Origin of the sequence: Vibrio sp. 10N.261.46.A3 (genome assembly GCF_041472995.1) — a bacterium.
Lineage (GTDB): Bacteria > Pseudomonadota > Gammaproteobacteria > Enterobacterales > Vibrionaceae > Vibrio > Vibrio coralliirubri.
Map to the genome: position 1 here is coordinate 117,912 of NZ_JBFRRH010000027.1, position 18,680 is coordinate 136,591.

Below are 18,680 nucleotides of genomic sequence, written 5' to 3' on the forward strand. Positions count from 1 at the left end.
CCACTAACTTATTTCTTTAAATCACACACATTCCGACACATGTTCCGGGGTGCCTCAACAACACAGATAACGGCTGAAAAGTGGTTAGTTGTTAGGGGTCGGATTCATGGGGGATGTGGAGGCCTAACCCCATAGAGGATTTTAAAATGGCAACTGTATCAATGCGCGATATGCTTAAAGCTGGTGTTCACTTCGGTCACCAAACTCGTTACTGGAACCCAAAAATGAAGCCATTCATCTTTGGTGCTCGTAACAAAGTACATATCATCAACCTAGAAAAAACTGTACCAATGTTCAACGAAGCTCTAGCTGAAATCGCTAAAGTTGGCGAGAAGAAAGGTAAAGTTCTTTTTGTTGGTACTAAGCGCGCTGCATCTGAAGCTGTTAAAGAAGCTGCTATCAACAGCAACCAGTTCTACGTTAACAACCGCTGGTTAGGCGGTATGCTAACGAACTACAAAACTGTTCGTCAGTCTATCAAGCGTCTGAAAGAACTTGAAGCGCAAGCTCAAGACGGTACTTTCGACAAGCTTACTAAGAAAGAAGCTCTAATGCGTACTCGTGAAATGGAGAAGCTAGAGAAATCTCTTGGTGGTATCAAGAACATGGGCGGCCTTCCAGACGCTCTATTCGTAATCGATGCTGATCACGAACACATCGCAGTTAAAGAAGCAAACAACCTAGGTATCCCAGTTTACGCTGTAGTTGATACTAACTCTAACCCAGACGGCGTTGACTTCGTTATCCCAGGTAACGATGATGCAATCCGTGCAGTACAGCTTTACCTAAACGCTGCTGCAGACGCGGTTAAAGAAGGTCGCAACAAAGATGTTGCTGCTGTAGCTGCTGAAAAAGACGGTTTTGTAGAAGCTGAATAATAGCGGCTCTGAGCCATATTTAGTTCACATTAAGCGGTCATAATCGATGGCTTAACGGACTGAATACAGTCAATATCAGGGGCCAATTAATTAGGCCCCTGTTTTTTATCTTTTTTAGAATTTACTGAGGAATAGAGAATGGCAACTGTAACTGCAGCTCTAGTTAAAGAACTTCGTGAACGCACAGCTGCGGGCATGATGGAATGTAAAAAAGCGCTTGTTGCTGCTGAAGGCGACATCGAGCTAGCAATTGAAAACATGCGTAAATCTGGCGCAGCAAAAGCAGCTAAGAAAGCTGGTAACGTTGCTGCTGAAGGCGCAATCATCATCAAAGAAGCAAACGGCGCAGCTGCTCTTCTTGAAGTTAACTGCCAAACTGATTTCGTAGCTAAAGATGCAGGTTTCCTTGCATTCGCTAACGAAGTTGCTGAAGTTGCTCTAGCAGAACGTCTAGAAATCGCTGAACTTCAAGCTAAATTTGAAGAAGCGCGTATCGCACTAGTAACTAAAATCGGTGAAAACATCAACATCCGTCGCGTACAATTCGTTGAAGGTGTTGCACTAGCTTCTTACCGTCACGGCGAGAAAATCGGTGTTGTTGTTGCTGGTGAAGGCGAAGCTGAAACTCTTAAGCACGTTGCAATGCACGTTGCTGCATCACGTCCTGAGTTCCTAAACCCAGAAGACGTACCTGCAGACGTAGTTGAGAAAGAAAAAGCAGTTCAAGTTGAAATCGCTATGAACGAAGGCAAACCAGCTGAAATCGCAGAGAAAATGGTTGTTGGCCGTATGAAGAAATTCACGGGCGAAATCTCTCTAACTGGTCAAGCTTTCATCATGGAGCCTAAGCAAACTGTTGGCGCTATCCTTAAAGAGAAAGGCGCTTCAGTATCTAACTTCGTACGTCTAGAAGTTGGTGAAGGCATCGAGAAAGCAGCTGAAATGAGCTTTGCTGACGAAGTTGCAGCGGTACAAAAAGGTTAATCCTTAGCGTATTGTTTGAAAAGAGACCGTGGCAAATGCTGCGGTCTTTTTATGAATAGTGAATTATTTTTTAGCTGTTATGAATGCAAACTGAGCTATTCAGTTTTTATCCATGACTGTTAATCATCAACTCTTTGGAAGGTAAACTCCATGACTACGAACCCTAAACCGGCGTATCAACGTATTCTGTTAAAACTTAGCGGTGAAGCACTACAAGGCGAAGAAGGTTTTGGTATTGACCCGACGATCCTTGATCGTATGGCTCAAGAAGTGAAAGAATTGGTTGAACTAGGTGTTCAAGTAGGCGTTGTTATCGGTGGCGGTAACCTTTTCCGTGGTGCAGGCCTTGCTGAAGCAGGTATGAACCGCGTTGTTGGTGACCACATGGGTATGCTTGCAACGGTAATGAACGGCCTTGCAATGCGTGACGCTCTTCACCGTGCTTACGTAAACGCACGTGTAATGTCAGCAATCCCTCTTAAAGGTGTGTGTGACGACTACAACTGGGCAGATGCAATCAGCCAACTACGTCAAGGTCGCGTTGTGATCTTCTCTGCTGGTACGGGTAACCCATTCTTCACTACGGATTCTGCTGCATGTCTACGTGGTATCGAAATCGAAGCTGACGTAGTTCTAAAAGCGACAAAAGTAGATGGTGTATTTACTTCTGACCCTGTAGCAAACCCAGACGCAGAGTTGTATGATACGTTGTCTTACAACACGGTTCTTGATAAAGAACTTAAAGTAATGGACTTGGCTGCATTTACGCTAGCACGTGATCACAAAATGCCAATCCGTGTATTTAACATGAATAAACCAGGCGCACTACGTCGCGTGGTTATGGGTGAAACTGAAGGTACATTAATCAGCGACGCTGACTAATTTTTCGGGCTTACTGAGGTGTTGTACCTTGGTAAGCTTATCCTTATCACTCCAAATAAAAAGCTTTCTTGAAGAAAGAACATAATCAAGGTGAAATTGTGATTAACGAAATCAAAAAAGACGCTCAAGAGCGCATGGTAAAAAGTGTTGATGCACTAAAAAACAGCCTGCAAAAGATTCGTACAGGCCGTGCGCACCCGAGCCTACTTTCTGGTCTTACTGTTGAGTACTACGGTGCTCCAACGCCTTTGACTCAAGTAGCTAACGTTATCGCTGAAGATGCACGTACACTAGCTATTACAGTGTTTGATAAAACACTGACTCCTCTAGTTGAAAAAGCTATCCTGACATCTGACCTAGGCCTAAACCCTATGTCTGCGGGTACAGTTATCCGTGTTCCACTTCCACCGCTAACGGAAGAGCGTCGTAAAGACCTAGTTAAAATCGTTCGTGGCGAAGCTGAAGGTGGTCGTGTTGCTATCCGTAACATCCGTCGTGACGCGAATGGCGATCTAAAAGCACTTCTTAAAGATAAAGAAATCTCTGAAGATGAAGATCGTAAAGCACAAGACGAAATTCAAAAGCTAACTGACGCTGCGGTTAAGAACGTAGACGAAGTTCTAGCTGTTAAAGAAAAAGAGTTGATGGAAGTTTAATTTTCCATATTCTTTTCTTTCCGGAAAAACGCTGTACTCACGGTGCAGCGTTTTTTTATGCTACTCTGTTCGACTATTAGAATTTGATTCACTCTTTTATGCATAATTCTCAAGCGTTCACAGACTCTCTTCCTAAACACATTGCTATCATTATGGATGGTAATGGTCGCTGGGCAAAAGCTCAGGGCAAGCCTCGCGTCTTTGGCCATAAAAACGGTGTTCAAGCCGTTCGTAAAACTATCTCTTCTACAGCCAGACTTGGCATTAAAGCCGTTACTCTTTTTGCGTTTAGTAGCGAAAACTGGCGTCGTCCTGAAGAAGAAGTCGGTATCTTGATGGAACTGTTTATTTCAGTGCTGTCGAGTGAAGTTAAACAGCTTCATAAAAATAATCTACAACTTCGTGTTATTGGTGATAAAAGTCGTTTCAATGATCGACTACAAAAGAAGATAGAAGAAGCGGAAGCTTTGACTAGCACCAATACGGGTATGGTTATCAATATTGCAGCTAACTACGGCGGTAAGTGGGATATTCAGCAAGCAATGACCTCTATTGCTCAACAGGTAAAGTCTGGCGATATTAATGTAGATGACATTGATGAAGCTATGATTACACAGCACCTGACGATGGCAGATATTCCTGAAGTCGATCTACTTATCCGCACCAGTGGCGAATGCCGCATTAGTAATTTTATGCTTTGGCAGTTGGCTTACGCCGAAATGTATTTCACTGAACAATTCTGGCCAGACTTTAATGAAGACAGCTTAGTAGAAGCTGTGACTTGGTTTGTTAACCGTGAGCGTCGTTTTGGATGCACCGGTGAGCAAATTAAAGCTCTGATGGACAGTTAATAAGGATTTTTTGGTTTGAAACAACGAATTATTACGGCGTTGATTTTAGCTCCCCTAGTTATTCTAGGTATTTTCGAGTTATCACTTCCTACATTTATTCTTTCACTAGCGGTAATCTCGCTATTGGGTTTTTGGGAGTGGACTCAGTTTGTTGAAAGCAAATCGCGTTATTTAGCGTTGATTCCAACGGTTGTGGTTAGTGCTGCAAGTTTTGCTTTTATCCCTTTTGACGCATTTAGCCTTAATAACTTATCTACTGCTCACTACGCCATTCTAACGATTGGCTCGATTTGGTGGGTAATCGCGAGTGGCATGGCGGTGACTTATCCTAAGTCTATGCCTGCATGGAAAGACTCTTCTCTTCTTCGTCACGCCTTTGGTGTGCTGACTCTGCTGCCATTCTTCTGGAGTGTGGTTATCCTGCGTGCTAACGGTATCGATGCTGATCCTTACCACGGTGCAAAACTGGTAATGTTTGTTTGCTTGCTTGTTTGGGCGGCGGACAGCGGTGCTTATTTTTCAGGAAAGAGTTTTGGTAAGCGTAAAATGGCACCAGCGGTAAGCCCGAATAAGACGATTGAAGGTCTTATTGGTGGCATTATTACTGCGGTGATCGTGGCTTGGCTCTTTGCTGACTTGTTTGACATCCAATTCACAAGCCCACTTCACATGATTGTTATTACCCTTGTGACCGTTGTTATTTCTGTTCTAGGTGACCTTGTTGAAAGCATGTTTAAGCGTGTTTCTGGGGTGAAAGACAGCAGTAATCTGATTCCTGGTCATGGTGGTATACTAGATAGAATAGATAGCTTAACGGCTGCATTCCCTGTCTTTGCTCTACTTTATTTAGCATTCTAATAAAAAAGGGCAGTGATTCTGCCCTTTATTACATTTCTACGGTCATATGTGATGCGAAATCTAACTATCCTTGGCGCCACCGGCTCAATTGGTGCAAGTACACTAAAAGTCGTTGAGCAAAACCCAGATCTCTATTCAGTGGTTGCACTGGCTGCAGGCTCGAATGTTGAAAAGATGCTGGCGCTAGTTGAAAAGTGGCAACCAAGCTATGTTGCTATGGCTTGCCCTGATGCTGCGTCTCAACTGACTGAAGTGTTGTCCGTGAATTACCCTAACGTAAAAGTGCTTTCAGGCACTGAAGGCATGTGCCAGGTTGCTTCTCTAGAAGACGTGGACACGGTAATGGCTGCGATTGTGGGAGCGGCAGGTTTACTTCCTACTATGTCTGCGGTTAAGGCTGGTAAGCGTATCTTGCTTGCTAATAAAGAAGCCTTGGTAATGTCTGGGCAGTTGTTTATCGATGCGGTAGCAAAGTACGGCGCTGAACTACTTCCAGTCGATAGTGAACATAATGCTATCTTTCAATGTTTGCCTCAAAGCGTACAAACTAACCTAGGCCGTTGTGATTTAGAAGAGAACGGTATCAACCATATTCTTTTGACGGGTTCGGGTGGTCCTTTTCGTTATACGGACGTTGCTGAGATGGAGTCGGTAACACCAGAACGAGCTATCGCACACCCTAACTGGTCTATGGGTCCTAAGATCTCGGTCGATTCAGCGACTATGATGAATAAGGGCTTAGAGTACATTGAGGCGAAATGGTTATTTAATGCCTCTCAAGAGCAATTAAAAGTGATTATTCATCCTCAGTCTGTGATTCATTCTATGGTCCAGTACAAGGATGGCTCTGTGCTTGCTCAAATGGGCGAACCTGACATGGCGACGCCAATTGCTTTGACGATGTCTTACCCTGAGCGTATAGAAGCGGGTGTTAAGCCTCTGGATTTCACCAAAGTGGGCGAGCTTACTTTCCTAGAACCAGATTTTAGCCGTTACCCATGTTTAAGATTAGCGATTGAAGCTTGTTACTTAGGTCAGCATGCTACAACCGCAATTAACGCAGCAAACGAAATTGCAGTCGATGCTTTCTTGAACAATCGAGTGAAATTTACCGATATTGCCGTCATTAACGAGCATGTTATGAGCAAAGTATGTGAACAACATAACTCTGAGGGCTTAGATAGCTTGGAAAGCCTTCTCGAGCTCGATAATATGTCTCGTCAAATAGCCAATCAATTTATTAAAGAGCAGCTAGCATGAGTGGAATTCTGTGGAACTTCGCATCCTTTATTGTAGCGCTTGGTATTCTGGTCGCTGTTCATGAGTTTGGACACTTCTGGGTTGCTCGTCGCTGTGGTGTGAAAGTTGAGAAATTCTCGATTGGTTTTGGTAAATCAATCTGGAGCAAAGTTGGCCGTGATGGCACAGAGTACAGTTTGTCTGTCATTCCATTGGGCGGCTACGTTAAGATGCTTGATGGTCGTGTAGACGACCTTTCTGAAGACGAACAACAATACGCTTTTGATAAGAAGCCATTGTGGAAAAGAACGGCGATAGTTGGTGCAGGTCCTGCGTTTAACTTTATCTTTGCCGTCTTTGCGTATTGGCTTGTATTTTTGATTGGCGTACCGGCGGTTAAACCTGTAATCGGTGAAGTTACTCCGCAATCTATTGCTGCACAAGCCGGAATTGAAACTGGAATGGAACTTAAATCTATTTCGGGAATCAAAACCGCAGATTGGGAATCAGTCAATATGGGTTTGATATCGCATATTGGTGATCAGTCCATGACTGTAACGGTTTCTTCTCAAGACGATATCGGCTTTGAACAACAGATGACATTGGATATTTCAGACTGGTCATTCAACCCAGAAACTGAATCTGCAATGACAACACTGGGCTTTAGACCGTATTCTCCAGAGATATCGACAGTGATCGCTCAAGTCATTGATGACGGTGCGGCATACGATGCAGGGGTAGAAGCTGGCGACAAAATTGTTGAGATTAATGGGCAGCCTATTGAACAGTGGCAGTCGGTTGTTGAGTTAATCCGTTCAAACCCGATGACAGCCTTGGACCTTGTAGTCCTACGAAATGGTACTGAACAGCCATTAGTTATGACGCCAAAAAGCCGCGAGCTTTCTGATGGTTCCACAATCGGCTATGCAGGTATTGCTCCAGAAGTCGCAGAATGGCCAGAAGATTATCGCTTTGAGTTACAATTTGGTGTAATTGAGTCTGTAGGAAAAGCATTTGATAAAACAGGTCAAATCATTGGTTTGACGCTGACAATGCTTAAGAAGCTCATCGTTGGTGATGTTGGCTTAAATAACTTGAGTGGCCCGATTTCAATAGCTAAAGGTGCAGGGACAACCGCCGATTACGGTTTGGTTTACTTCTTAGGCTTTTTGGCTCTGATTAGTGTTAACTTGGGGATTATTAATTTGGTTCCGCTGCCTATGCTTGATGGCGGACATTTGCTCTTTTTCGCTATTGAGGCCGTTACTCGTAAACCGGTGCCTGAAAAAGTTCAGGAAATGGGATACAGAGTGGGAGGTGCAATCCTCTTCTCTTTGATGGCTCTGGCAATATTTAATGATTTTACTCGTCTGTGAATGGTTTCTCACAGGCATTGGTAGTAGCAAGGAATAATTAGAATAAGTATGGCGATTAAGCAAATTCTGTTCGCAAGTCTATTGGCCACTAGTGTGGCTGCGAACGGAGCACAAAACTTTGTGGTTCAAGATATCAAGATCGAAGGTTTACAGCGTGTTGCACTTGGTGCTGCTCTACTGAAAATGCCAGTGCGTATTGGCGATGAAGTGGATGAAAGCGATGTATCTGAGATCATTCGTGCACTGTATGCTTCAGGTAACTTTGAGGACGTTAAAGTTCTTCGCGATGAAGGTGTTTTAGTTGTTCAAGTAAAAGAACGACCGACCATCGCGAGCATTTCATTCTCGGGTAACAAAGCGATCAAAGAAGAGCAACTTCAGCAGAACCTAGATGCGTCTGGTGTTCGTGAAGGTGAAGCTCTTGACCGTACTACGCTGAGTAACATTGAGAAAGGCCTTGAAGATTTTTACTACAGCGTGGGTAAGTACAACGCGACAGTAAAAGCGGTTGTGACACCTCTGCCACGTAACCGTTCTGACCTTAAGTTTGTGTTTACTGAGGGCGTATCCGCTAAGATTCAGCAAATCAACTTTATCGGTAATGAAGTCTTCTCTGACTCTGAACTGCTTAGTCGTTTCAATCTGAATGTTGATGTTGCGTGGTGGAATTTCCTTGCGGATGAAAAATACCAGAAGCAAGTATTAGCCGGTGATATCGAAGCGCTGAAATCTTACTACCTTGACCGTGGTTACCTTAAGTTTAAGGTCGACTCTACACAGGTGGCGATCTCTCCAGACAAGAAAGGTGTTTACATCACGCTTGGTCTTGATGAAGGCGAAGCTTATACGGTTAAAGATGTCTCTTTCCGTGGTGAATTAATCGGTCGTGAGGCTGACTTCGAAGCGTTAGTGCCATTTGAAGACGGCGATACTTATAACGGCTCTTCGGTAACGTCTTTGGAAGAGAACGTAAAACGAATTCTTGGTGAATCTGGTTATGCGTACCCACAAGTTCGCACGATTCCTGAATTTGACGATGAGACCAAAGAAGTGTCGTTGGTTATCAATGTAGAAGCGGGCAGCCGTATCTACGTTCGTGATATTCGATTCACGGGTAACAACTCAACGAAAGACGAAGTACTGCGTCGTGAAATGCGTCAAATGGAAGGTAGCTGGCTTAACTCTAAGTCAATTGATACCGGTAAGAGCCGTCTTAACCGTTTAGGTTTCTTTGAAACGGTTGATGTACAAACAGTGCGTGTTCCGGGCAGTGAAGACCAAGTTGATTTGGTTTACAACGTTAAGGAAGCGAACTCAGGCAGCATCAACTTTGGTGTTGGCTACGGTACTGAATCAGGTGTTAGCTTCCAAGTTGGTTTACAACAAGATAACTTTGCGGGCTCTGGTAACCGTGTTGGCGTAAGTGCCATGATGAACGATTACCAAAAGAACGTGAGCTTAGACTACCGTGACCCATACTGGAACCTGGATGGTGTGAGCTTAGGCGGTAAGATCTTCTACAACGAATTTGAAGCCTCTGAAGCGGGTATCGTCGACTATACCAACCAAAGTTATGGTACCAGCCTAACATGGGGTTTCCCTATGGATGAGCTGAACCGTCTCGAGTTTGGTGTTGGCTATACGCACAACAAGATCGGTAACGTTCCGACCTATATCCAAGTTGAACAGTTCGCGAGAAGTATTGACCAATATGGCGACGAACACATTCTAACCGATGACTTCGACATCAATATCTCTTGGACTCGTAACAATCTTAACCGTGGTTTCTTCCCAACCGAAGGTAACCATCAACGTGCTTTTGCTAAGGTGACGGTACCCGGTTCTGATGCTCAGTACTTTAAAATGCAGTACGATGTAAAACATTACATCCCGCTGACCAAAAAGCATGAGTTCACACTATTGATGCGTGGCCGATTAGGCTATGGTAATGGTTATGGTCAAACGGATGGTAACGATAACTTGTTCCCATTCTACGAGAACTACTACGCAGGTGGTTTTACAACCCTACGTGGTTTTGGTTCTAACTCGGCAGGCCCGAAAGCCGTTTACGGGAACAGCACGGGTAACAACCCTACATACGATTCAGCCACTGATGACTCAGTAGGTGGTAACGCGGTTGCTTTGGCAAGTTTAGAGTTAATTGTACCAACGCCGTTTGCTTCTGATGAAGCGCGTAGCCAGATTCGTACCAGTGTCTTCTTCGACATGGCAAGTGTGTGGGATACAGAGTTCGTAGACCGCGGCGCACCTAACAGCGGCAGCCAGTACTACTACGATTACTCTGATCCAACAAATTACCGTTCATCTTATGGTGCCGCTCTTCAATGGATGTCACCGATGGGCCCACTGGTTTTCTCTCTAGCGAAACCAATTAAAATTTACGAAGGTGATGATGAGGAATTCTTCACATTTACCATTGGTAGAACTTTCTAATATTTAAAGGACAATATTTTGAAAAATATGATTAAAGCAGCAGGTTTAGGCCTTGTAGTTCTTAGCTCTTCTTTCTTTGCAACAGCTGCTGAAGCTGCGCAAAAAGTGGGTTATGTAAACACTGCACAAGTATTCCAGGCTCTACCTCAGCGTGAAGTTGTTCTTCAAAAAATGCAGGAAGAGTTCAAAGATAAAGCGGCTGAGCTACAGAGCATTCAAGCTGAAGCTAAAACAAAGATTGAAAAGCTTAAGCGTGATGGCGAGCTACTAGGTCCTGAGGAAGTTGAGAAGCTTCGTATCGAAGTAGGCCAACTAGACAGCAAGTACAAAATCAAAGCTCAAGCACTAGAAAAAGCAAGTCAACGTCGTGAAGCACAAGAGAAGCAGAAGCTGTTCAAAGTGATTCAAGATGCTGTAACTAAAGTTGCAGAGAAAGAAGGCTACGACATGATCGTTGATATTCAAGCTCTACAATACGGTAAGCCTGAATACAACATCTCTGAGCAAGTAATTAAATCACTGAAATAAGTTTTATGAAGAACCTGACTTTAGCCGAATTGGCAACGATTACTGGGGGAGAGCTACACGGAGACGGTACGATTACCGTCTCAGCAGTCGCTCCTATGGATAAAGCGCAAGAAGGTAACATTACGTTCCTTTCTAACGTGAAGTACAGCAAGCACCTAGGTGACTGTAAAGCATCCGCTATTATGGTTAAAGAGAGTGAACGCGAACTGTGTAAGACCAACGTTATTGTGGTTAGTGACCCTTACGTTGCTTTTGCTAAGGTTGCTCAAGCGCTTGATACTACTCCTGCTCCCGCAGCGGCTATTGCTGATTCTGCTTCAATCTCTAGCGATGCAACCATTGGACAAAATGTGTCTATTGGCGCGAACGCTGTGATTGAGTCTGGTGTGGTACTTAGTGATGATGTGATCATCGGTGCTGGTTGCTTTATTGGTAAAAATGCAAAAATTGGCGCAGGCACTAAGCTGTGGGCTAACGTAAGTGTTTACCATGAAGTGGTGATTGGAGAAGCGTGTCTGATCCAATCAAGTACTGTTATTGGCTCTGATGGCTTTGGTTATGCGAACGAGAAAGGCGAATGGGTTAAGATCCCGCAAGTCGGCTCTGTTCGCATAGGTAACCGCGTAGAAATTGGCGCGTGTACTACCATCGACCGCGGCGCATTAGATGACACAATCATTGAAGACAACGTTATCCTAGATAACCAACTTCAGATTGCTCACAATGTTCACATCGGATATGGTTCAGCTCTTGCAGGTGGTACTATCATTGCAGGCAGCACGACGATAGGTAAGTACTGTATTATTGGTGGTGGTAGTGTGATTAATGGTCACATTGAAATTACTGACGGCGTTACGATTACCGGAATGGGAATGGTAATGCGCAGCATCACTGAGAAAGGTATGTATTCTTCGGGTATCCCTTTACAGCCAAACAAAGATTGGCGTAAAACAGCAACGCGTGTTCATCGTATTGATGAAATGAACAAGCGTTTGAAAACCGTTGAAAAACTTATTGAGAAGAGCGCGGAATCATAATTCCAGCATTTCTAATAAAAGGCTCGCGTACAGCGAGTCTTTTTCGTTTATAATCCTTCTAATTAAATAAAGAATATACATAGGAATACGACTTTGACTACTGAACAGACAACGATGAACATTACTGAAATTCAGGAACTATTACCTCATCGCTACCCATTCTTAATGGTTGATCGTGTGACTAGCTTTGAAAAAGAAAAAACACTGACCGCAATTAAGAATGTTTCTGTTAACGAACCTCAGTTCACAGGCCACTTCCCTCAGCTTCCTGTATTCCCAGGCGTGTTGATCTTAGAAGCAATGGCACAAGCAACAGGCCTTCTAGCATTCAAATCTTTCGGTGCGCCTTCTGGCAACGAGTTGTACTACTTTGCTAGCGTAGATAAAGCTAAATTCCGTAAGCCAGTAGTACCAGGTGACCAACTGGTTATCGAAGTTGAATTCTTAAAAGAGCGTCGTGGCATCGCATCGTTTAACGGTGTTGCTAAGGTTGACGGTGTAGTTGTATGTTCAGCTGAACTTAAATGTGCTCGTAGAGAGTTTTAATATGATTCATGAAACAGCGAAAATTCACCCGGCAGCAGTAATCGAAGGTGATGTAACTATCGGTGCTAACGTGACGGTTGGGCCTTTCACTTACATTGTTGGTAACGTGACCATTGGCGACGACACTGAAGTGATGTCGCACGTTGTGATCAAAGGTCACACAACCATTGGCAAACAAAATCGCATCTTCCCACACGCTGTTATCGGTGAAGAAAACCAAGATAAGAAATACGGCGGTGAAGAGACGACAGTTGTGATCGGTGATCGCAACGTGATCCGTGAAGCGGTTCAAATCCATCGTGGTACGGTTCAAGACAAAGCAACCACCGTGATTGGTGATGACAACTTACTTTGTGTTAATGCTCACGTAGCGCACGATGTTATTGTTGGTAACCACACTCACATTGGTAACAACGCTATCCTTGGCGGTCACGTAACGGTTGGCGACTACGCTGGTGTTATGGCACTTTCTGCGATTCACCCATTCTGCTCAATTGGTGCTTACGCCTACATTGGTGGCTGTTCTGCAGTTGTTCAAGATGTACTGCCATACGTACTTGCACAGGGTAACCACGCTGCTCCATTCGGTCTTAACCTAGTAGGTTTGAAGCGTAACGGATTTGAAAAACCTGAAATTCGTGCACTACAGAAAGCGTACAAAGAGTTATACCGTTCAGGTAAAACACTTGAAGAAGCGAAAGCGGCTTTAGTTGAAATGGCAAAAGAGTTTACTTCGGTAGCGCCTATGCTTGAAATGCTAGAGAACTCTGAGCGCGGTATTATTCGTTAATACTCGATGTGGTTATGTACCAATCAATGTGAGTATGACAATAATTACTTCATCAGAATGGTATAACAAAAAGATCGCTACTCGTTAGGCGGTCTTTTTTGTTTTAGGCAACAAGGGAATTGAAAAACTATGGCACAGCAAGAAGCAGCAACCAATAGCTCGGACTTCGTTTCGGATGAACCATTGCGCGTAGGCATTGTTGTCGGCGAACTGTCTGGCGATACGCTTGGTGAAGGCTTTATCAAAGCGATCAAATCACAATACCCGAATGCTGAGTTCGTTGGCATTGGCGGGCCGAAAATGAAAGCCTTGGGTTGTGAGTCTCTTTTCGAGATGGAAGAGCTGGCCGTTATGGGCTTAGTTGAAGTGCTTGGCCGTTTACCTCGCTTGTTAAAAGTAAAAGCAGAGCTGGTTAAGTATTTCACTCAAAATCCACCCGATGTCTTTGTCGGTATCGACGCGCCCGATTTCAACCTAAGGCTTGAGTTAGACCTTAAGAACGCTGGTATCAAAACGGTGCATTACGTGAGCCCTTCAGTATGGGCTTGGCGTCCAAAGCGTATCTTTAAAATCGACAAAGCAACCGACTTAGTATTGGCTTTCTTGCCGTTCGAAAAAGCGTTCTACGATAAATATAACGTTGCCTGTGAGTTTGTTGGTCACACGTTGGCAGACGCGATTCCTTTAGAGCCTAGTAAACAAGATGCTCGAGAGCTGTTAGGTCTTGATCAAGACAAGCAATGGTTAGCCGTATTACCGGGTAGTCGTGGTGGTGAGATGGGTTTGATTGCTCAGCCATTTATCGAAACTTGCCAACGTATCAAGCAGAAGTATCCGGATATCAATTTTGTTGTTGCGCTCGTTAACGAGCAGCGTAAAAAGCAGTTTACTGATATCTGGCAATCGACCGCACCTGAGCTTGAATTCACGTTAGTCGAAGATACGGCAACCAACGTGATTACCGCTGCTGATTCTGTGCTTTTGGCTTCGGGTACCGTGGCTCTTGAATGTATGTTGCTTAAACGCCCTATGGTGGTTGGTTACAAAGTAAATAAGCTGACGGGTTACATTGTTAAGAAGTTGGCGATCACTGAGTTTGTGTCACTACCGAATATTTTGGCTGGTGAAGAGATCGTGAAAGAGCATATTCTTGAAGAGTGCCACCCAGACTTTCTGTTCCCGTCTGTCGATAAGATGCTATCAGCCGATAACAGTGCCTTGATCGAACGCTTTACCGAGATGCATCACTGGATCCGTAAAGACGCAGACAAACAAGCCGCTAACGCAGTATTGAAATTGATTGACCGACCTTTTGTTGAAGCATAAAGCGCTTACTTACAGAACATTAAGAGATTAGTTATGGCAGTAAAAGAGAAAAAAGAGCTTCCTCCATTTGAATATCCGCAAGGCTACCAGCTGTTTGCTGGCGTAGATGAAGTAGGACGCGGCCCTTTGGTTGGCGACGTGGTGACTGCTGCGGTTATCCTCGATCCAAACAACCCAATCGAAGGCTTGAACGACTCAAAGAAATTATCTGAGAAAAAGCGTCTTGCGCTGCTTCCAGAAATCAAAGAGAAAGCTTTAGCGTGGTCTGTCGGTCGTTGTTCTCCACAAGAAATTGATGAGTTGAATATTCTGCAAGCGACGATGGTAGCTATGCAGCGAGCTATCGCAGGTTTGAGCGTTCAACCTGATATGGCGCTAATAGATGGAAACCGTGTCCCAGAACTGCCGATGGATGGTCTTGCGATCGTGAAGGGTGACTTGCGAGTGGCTGAAATCAGTGCGGCGTCTATTATCGCAAAAGTTGTGCGAGACCAAGAGATGGAAGAACTTGATAAACTTCATCCAGAGTTTGGTTTTGCTAAGCATAAAGGTTACCCGACCAAAGCGCATTTCGAAGCGATTGAAAAACATGGTGTAACCGAGCATTACCGCAAGAGCTTTAAGCCAGTAAAACGTATTCTTGGCATAGACTAGAGCTTTACGTTAACTAGAGCTTAGCATCGAATAAAGTTGCTAACTTGTATTAGAAAAAAATAGAATACACACAGTTGTAATCCTAGGCTCAAACCTAGAACTCAGGAAAAATAATGTCAGATCCAAAATTTGTTCACCTACGCGTACACAGTGACTTTTCGATGGTGGATGGCCTATCCAAGGTGCCACCATTAGTTAAAAAAGTCGCTGAAATGGGTATGCCTGCTCTAGCATTGACCGACTTTACCAACCTGTGTGGTTTGGTGAAGTTTTACGGTACTGCCCATGGGTGTGGGGTTAAACCTATTATTGGTGCTGACTTCTTGATGCAGTCTCCGGAATTCGGTGACGAGTTGACCAAGCTCACCGTTATCGCAACGGACAATAAAGGTTATAACAACCTAACGCTACTTATCTCAAAAGCTTACCTTCGTGGTCACGTTCAGCATCAGCCTGTTATTGATAAAGAGTGGCTAATTGAGAATGCAGAAGGCCTGATCATTCTATCGGGCGCCAAAGAAGGCGAGATTGGTAAGGCGTTACTGAAAGGCAACCGTGAGCTGGTTGCAAGCAGCGTCGAGTTTTACAAAACGTACTTCGCCGATCGTTTTTACTTGGAACTGATTCGTACTGGACGACCAGATGAAGAATCATACTTACACTTTGCGTTAGAGCTTGCTGAGCAGGAAGACCTGCCTGTTGTCGCAACCAACGAAGTGGTTTTTCTAACTGAAGACCTGTTTGATGCTCACGAAATCCGCGTGGCGATCCATGATGGTTTCACGATGGTCGATCCTCGTCGTCCTAAGAACTACAGCGCGCAGCAATATCTACGTAGTGAAGAAGAGATGTGTGAGCTGTTCTCAGACATTCCAGAAGCGCTAGAGAACAGTGTTGAGATTGCCAAGCGTTGTAACGTGACCGTTCGTCTGGGTGAATACTTCCTGCCAAACTTCCCTACGGAAGGTTTGGCGATTGAAGACTTCTTGATCAAGAAATCTGAAGAAGGCCTTGAACGACGTCTAGCGTTCCTATTTCCAGATGAAAAAGTTCGTGCTGAGCGCAGACCTGAATACGATGAGCGACTTAAGATCGAGCTCGAAGTTGTCAATAACATGGGTTTCCCAGGTTACTTCTTGATCGTAATGGAGTTCATCCAGTGGTCAAAAGACAACGATGTCCCAGTAGGTCCAGGGCGTGGTTCTGGTGCCGGTTCTTTGGTGGCTTACGCGCTTGATATCACCGATCTTGATCCGCTTGAATACGATCTCCTTTTCGAACGTTTCTTGAATCCAGAACGTGTATCCATGCCCGATTTCGATATCGACTTCTGTATGGATAAGCGTGACCAAGTTATTGATCACGTGGCTGAAATGTACGGTCGTGATGCCGTTTCTCAGATCATCACCTTTGGTACCATGGCGGCAAAAGCGGTAATCCGCGATGTAGGCCGTGTACTCGGTCACCCGTTTGGTTTCGTTGATCGAATTTCAAAGCTTGTACCGCCAGATCCGGGCATGACGCTAGAGAAAGCATTTCTTGCTGAACCTGCATTGCCAGAGCTTTACGATGGCGATGAAGAAGTTCGTGAGCTGATTGATAAGTGTCGCATCCTTGAAGGTTGTACGCGAAATGCGGGTAAGCACGCGGGTGGTGTTGTTATCTCACCTACCACGATCACCGATTTTGCGCCAATCTATGCCGATGCCGAAGGTAACTTCCCGGTAACGCAATTCGATAAGAATGACGTTGAAACCGCCGGCTTGGTTAAGTTCGACTTCTTGGGTCTACGTACCCTGACCATCATCGATTGGGCGTTAGGCCTCGTAAACCCTCGCCTGAAGAAAGAGGGTAAAGAGCCGGTTCGTATCGAGTCGATCCCTCTGGATGACCAAGCGTCATTTAACCTATTACAGAACTCTGAAACCACCGCGGTATTCCAGCTCGAATCGCGTGGCATGAAAGACCTGATCAAACGTCTCCAACCGGACTGTTTTGAAGATATTATCGCATTGGTAGCCCTTTTCCGTCCGGGTCCTCTGCAATCAGGCATGGTAGATAACTTTATCGACCGTAAGCACGGCCGAGAAGCGGTTTCATACCCTGATGAAACGTGGCAACACGAATCGCTTAAAGAGACGCTAGAACCGACGTACGGCATCATCCTGTATCAAGAGCAGGTAATGCAAATCGCACAGATCCTTGCTGGCTATACGCTTGGTGGAGCGGATATGTTGCGTCGTGCGATGGGTAAGAAAAAGCCAGAAGAGATGGCAAAGCAGCGTGGTACCTTTAAAGAGGGTGCTGAAGCCAATGGTGTTGATGGCGAGCTGGCCATGAAGATCTTTGACTTGGTAGAGAAATTTGCGGGCTACGGCTTTAACAAATCTCACTCTGCAGCTTATGCACTGGTTTCTTATCAAACGCTATGGCTGAAAACGCACTACCCAGCGGAATTTATGGCTGCGGTAATGACGGCGGATATGGATAATACCGAGAAGGTTATCGGCCTTGTTGATGAATGTTTCCGTATGAAGCTCAAGCTTTTGCCACCAGATATCAACTCAGGTCTATACCGTTTCAACGTGGATGAAGATGGCGCGATTGTTTATGGTATCGGTGCGATCAAAGGGGTCGGTGAAGGCCCTATTGAAGCGATCATTGAAGCGCGAAACAAAGGCGGTTACTTTAAAGACTTATTCGACTTCTGTGCACGTCTTGATCTGAAGAAGGTTAATAAACGTGTTATCGAAAAGTTGATTCTATCCGGAGCCTTAGATAGATTAGGTCCTCACCGAGCAGCGATGATGGCATCTTTGAAAGATGCGGTGAAGGCGGCGAGCCAACATCACCATGCCGAGTCTTTTGGTCAATCTGATATGTTTGGCGTGTTGACCGACGCTCCGGAAGAGGTTGAACACAAGTATACCCAAGTGCCTAAATGGCCTGAGAAGGTTTGGCTTGAAGGTGAACGTGAAACGCTTGGCTTGTATTTAACGGGCCACCCGGTTAACGCTTACATCAAAGAGTTAGCGAAATACACCAGCTGTCGTTTGAAAGATGCGACGCCAACGCGTCGTGACCAATCACTAACAATTGCTGGTTTGGTGATTGCTGCGAGAGTAATGACCACGAAGCGCGGTACGCGAATCGGTTTGATGACACTTGATGATCGATCAGGCCGAATGGAAGTGATGTTGTTCTCGGATGCGCTCGATCGCTACGCAGAACTGCTCGAAAAAGACAAAATTGTGGTCGTTTCCGGACAGGTCAGCTTTGATGATTTCAATGGCGGGCTTAAAATGTCCGCGCGCGAGGTCATGGACTTAGGAAGCGCCCGTGAGAAATATGCTCGTGGGGTGTCGATATCTATCGACCAATCCCAAATTAACGGTCAATTTTTTGAACGCTTTAGTCAAATCTTAGAACCTTATAGAGCCGGAACGGTCCCAGTCAATGTATACTACCAGCGTGCCGACGCTAGAGCGCGGTTAACATTGGGCACAGAATGGCGTGTGACGCCAAGTGATACATTACTAGACGAATTAAAACAGCTGCTTGGAAATAGCCAAGTAGAACTCGAATTTAACTAAAATTTAGCTTCGTGATTGCGGAGCTGAA

The 18,680-nt window shown here is 44.8% G+C and carries 16 protein-coding genes; all 16 read left to right on the forward strand.

The window, feature by feature from the left end:
- The first annotated feature begins 146 nt into the window (after nucleotides 1-146).
- On the forward strand, nucleotides 147-878 hold the full coding sequence (gene rpsB / locus AB4484_RS07930; RefSeq protein ID WP_032547152.1) for a 30S ribosomal protein S2: 732 nt from the start codon (nucleotides 147-149) through the stop codon (nucleotides 876-878).
- A 138-nt stretch (nucleotides 879-1,016) separates the two neighbouring features.
- A complete protein-coding gene (gene tsf / locus AB4484_RS07935) occupies nucleotides 1,017-1,862 on the forward strand; it encodes a translation elongation factor Ts (RefSeq protein WP_193841530.1) in 846 nt (281 codons plus the stop codon).
- Nucleotides 1,863-2,012: 150 nt separating this feature from the next.
- Nucleotides 2,013-2,744: a UMP kinase gene (gene pyrH / locus AB4484_RS07940; protein ID WP_017630771.1), complete on the forward strand. Its 732-nt coding sequence runs from the start codon at nucleotides 2,013-2,015 to the stop codon at nucleotides 2,742-2,744.
- 98 nt (nucleotides 2,745-2,842) lie between these two features.
- The gene (frr, locus tag AB4484_RS07945; RefSeq protein WP_017060741.1) at nucleotides 2,843-3,400 is read left to right on the forward strand and encodes a ribosome recycling factor; all 558 of its coding nucleotides are present in this window, start codon (nucleotides 2,843-2,845) and stop codon (nucleotides 3,398-3,400) included.
- Nucleotides 3,401-3,498: 98 nt separating this feature from the next.
- Nucleotides 3,499-4,251 carry an isoprenyl transferase gene (locus AB4484_RS07950; protein WP_372077409.1) on the forward strand — a complete coding sequence of 251 codons (753 nt, stop codon included), beginning with the start codon at nucleotides 3,499-3,501 and terminating at the stop codon, nucleotides 4,249-4,251.
- A 15-nt stretch (nucleotides 4,252-4,266) separates the two neighbouring features.
- The gene (locus AB4484_RS07955; protein WP_372077412.1) at nucleotides 4,267-5,109 is read left to right on the forward strand and encodes a phosphatidate cytidylyltransferase; all 843 of its coding nucleotides are present in this window, start codon (nucleotides 4,267-4,269) and stop codon (nucleotides 5,107-5,109) included.
- 51 nt (nucleotides 5,110-5,160) lie between these two features.
- A complete protein-coding gene (gene ispC, locus AB4484_RS07960) occupies nucleotides 5,161-6,369 on the forward strand; it encodes a 1-deoxy-D-xylulose-5-phosphate reductoisomerase (RefSeq protein WP_372077416.1) in 1,209 nt (402 codons plus the stop codon).
- Entirely contained in the window at nucleotides 6,366-7,724 is a 1,359-nt protein-coding gene (gene rseP, locus AB4484_RS07965; protein ID WP_372077418.1) for a sigma E protease regulator RseP, read from the forward strand. The genes ispC and rseP overlap by 4 nt, the downstream gene beginning before the upstream one ends.
- 48 nt (nucleotides 7,725-7,772) lie before the next feature.
- Entirely contained in the window at nucleotides 7,773-10,178 is a 2,406-nt protein-coding gene (gene bamA / locus AB4484_RS07970; protein ID WP_372077421.1) for an outer membrane protein assembly factor BamA, read from the forward strand.
- A 27-nt stretch (nucleotides 10,179-10,205) separates the two neighbouring features.
- Nucleotides 10,206-10,706: an OmpH family outer membrane protein gene (locus AB4484_RS07975; RefSeq protein ID WP_017063367.1), complete on the forward strand. Its 501-nt coding sequence runs from the start codon at nucleotides 10,206-10,208 to the stop codon at nucleotides 10,704-10,706.
- 5 nt (nucleotides 10,707-10,711) lie between these two features.
- On the forward strand, nucleotides 10,712-11,743 hold the full coding sequence (gene lpxD, locus AB4484_RS07980) for a UDP-3-O-(3-hydroxymyristoyl)glucosamine N-acyltransferase (protein ID WP_048606667.1): 1,032 nt from the start codon (nucleotides 10,712-10,714) through the stop codon (nucleotides 11,741-11,743).
- Between the two features lie 93 nt (nucleotides 11,744-11,836).
- On the forward strand, nucleotides 11,837-12,289 hold the full coding sequence (gene fabZ / locus AB4484_RS07985) for a 3-hydroxyacyl-ACP dehydratase FabZ (RefSeq protein ID WP_009847408.1): 453 nt from the start codon (nucleotides 11,837-11,839) through the stop codon (nucleotides 12,287-12,289).
- 1 nt (nucleotide 12,290) lies between these two features.
- Nucleotides 12,291-13,079, forward strand: a complete 789-nt coding sequence (gene lpxA, locus AB4484_RS07990) for an acyl-ACP--UDP-N-acetylglucosamine O-acyltransferase (RefSeq protein WP_372077424.1) — start codon at nucleotides 12,291-12,293, stop codon at nucleotides 13,077-13,079.
- A 129-nt stretch (nucleotides 13,080-13,208) separates the two neighbouring features.
- Nucleotides 13,209-14,405 (forward strand): lipid-A-disaccharide synthase, encoded by a 1,197-nt coding sequence (lpxB, locus tag AB4484_RS07995; RefSeq protein ID WP_372077427.1) that lies wholly within the window; start codon nucleotides 13,209-13,211, stop codon nucleotides 14,403-14,405.
- Nucleotides 14,406-14,438: 33 nt separating this feature from the next.
- Complete coding sequence (gene rnhB, locus AB4484_RS08000; RefSeq protein WP_048606660.1) at nucleotides 14,439-15,059, forward strand: ribonuclease HII; 621 nt, start codon at nucleotides 14,439-14,441, stop codon at nucleotides 15,057-15,059.
- Nucleotides 15,060-15,172: 113 nt separating this feature from the next.
- Nucleotides 15,173-18,652 carry a DNA polymerase III subunit alpha gene (dnaE, locus tag AB4484_RS08005; RefSeq protein WP_019821617.1) on the forward strand — a complete coding sequence of 1,160 codons (3,480 nt, stop codon included), beginning with the start codon at nucleotides 15,173-15,175 and terminating at the stop codon, nucleotides 18,650-18,652.
- Nucleotides 18,653-18,680: the final 28 nt, after the last annotated feature.

What these genes read in the sequence shown, in the direction of transcription:
- pyrH (WP_017630771.1), top strand. Translation starts at nt 2,013, where the DNA reads ATGACTACGAACCCTAAACCGGCGTATCAACGTATTCTGTTAAAACTT.
- rnhB (WP_048606660.1), top strand. Translation starts at nt 14,439, where the DNA reads ATGGCAGTAAAAGAGAAAAAAGAGCTTCCTCCATTTGAATATCCGCAA.
- rseP (WP_372077418.1), top strand. Translation starts at nt 6,366, where the DNA reads ATGAGTGGAATTCTGTGGAACTTCGCATCCTTTATTGTAGCGCTTGGT.
- lpxB (WP_372077427.1), top strand. Translation starts at nt 13,209, where the DNA reads ATGGCACAGCAAGAAGCAGCAACCAATAGCTCGGACTTCGTTTCGGAT.
- tsf (WP_193841530.1), top strand. Translation starts at nt 1,017, where the DNA reads ATGGCAACTGTAACTGCAGCTCTAGTTAAAGAACTTCGTGAACGCACA.
- ispC (WP_372077416.1), top strand. Translation starts at nt 5,161, where the DNA reads ATGCGAAATCTAACTATCCTTGGCGCCACCGGCTCAATTGGTGCAAGT.
- AB4484_RS07975 (WP_017063367.1), top strand. Translation starts at nt 10,206, where the DNA reads ATGATTAAAGCAGCAGGTTTAGGCCTTGTAGTTCTTAGCTCTTCTTTC.
- bamA (WP_372077421.1), top strand. Translation starts at nt 7,773, where the DNA reads ATGGCGATTAAGCAAATTCTGTTCGCAAGTCTATTGGCCACTAGTGTG.
- lpxA (WP_372077424.1), top strand. Translation starts at nt 12,291, where the DNA reads ATGATTCATGAAACAGCGAAAATTCACCCGGCAGCAGTAATCGAAGGT.
- rpsB (WP_032547152.1), top strand. Translation starts at nt 147, where the DNA reads ATGGCAACTGTATCAATGCGCGATATGCTTAAAGCTGGTGTTCACTTC.
- lpxD (WP_048606667.1), top strand. Translation starts at nt 10,712, where the DNA reads ATGAAGAACCTGACTTTAGCCGAATTGGCAACGATTACTGGGGGAGAG.
- dnaE (WP_019821617.1), top strand. Translation starts at nt 15,173, where the DNA reads ATGTCAGATCCAAAATTTGTTCACCTACGCGTACACAGTGACTTTTCG.
- AB4484_RS07950 (WP_372077409.1), top strand. Translation starts at nt 3,499, where the DNA reads ATGCATAATTCTCAAGCGTTCACAGACTCTCTTCCTAAACACATTGCT.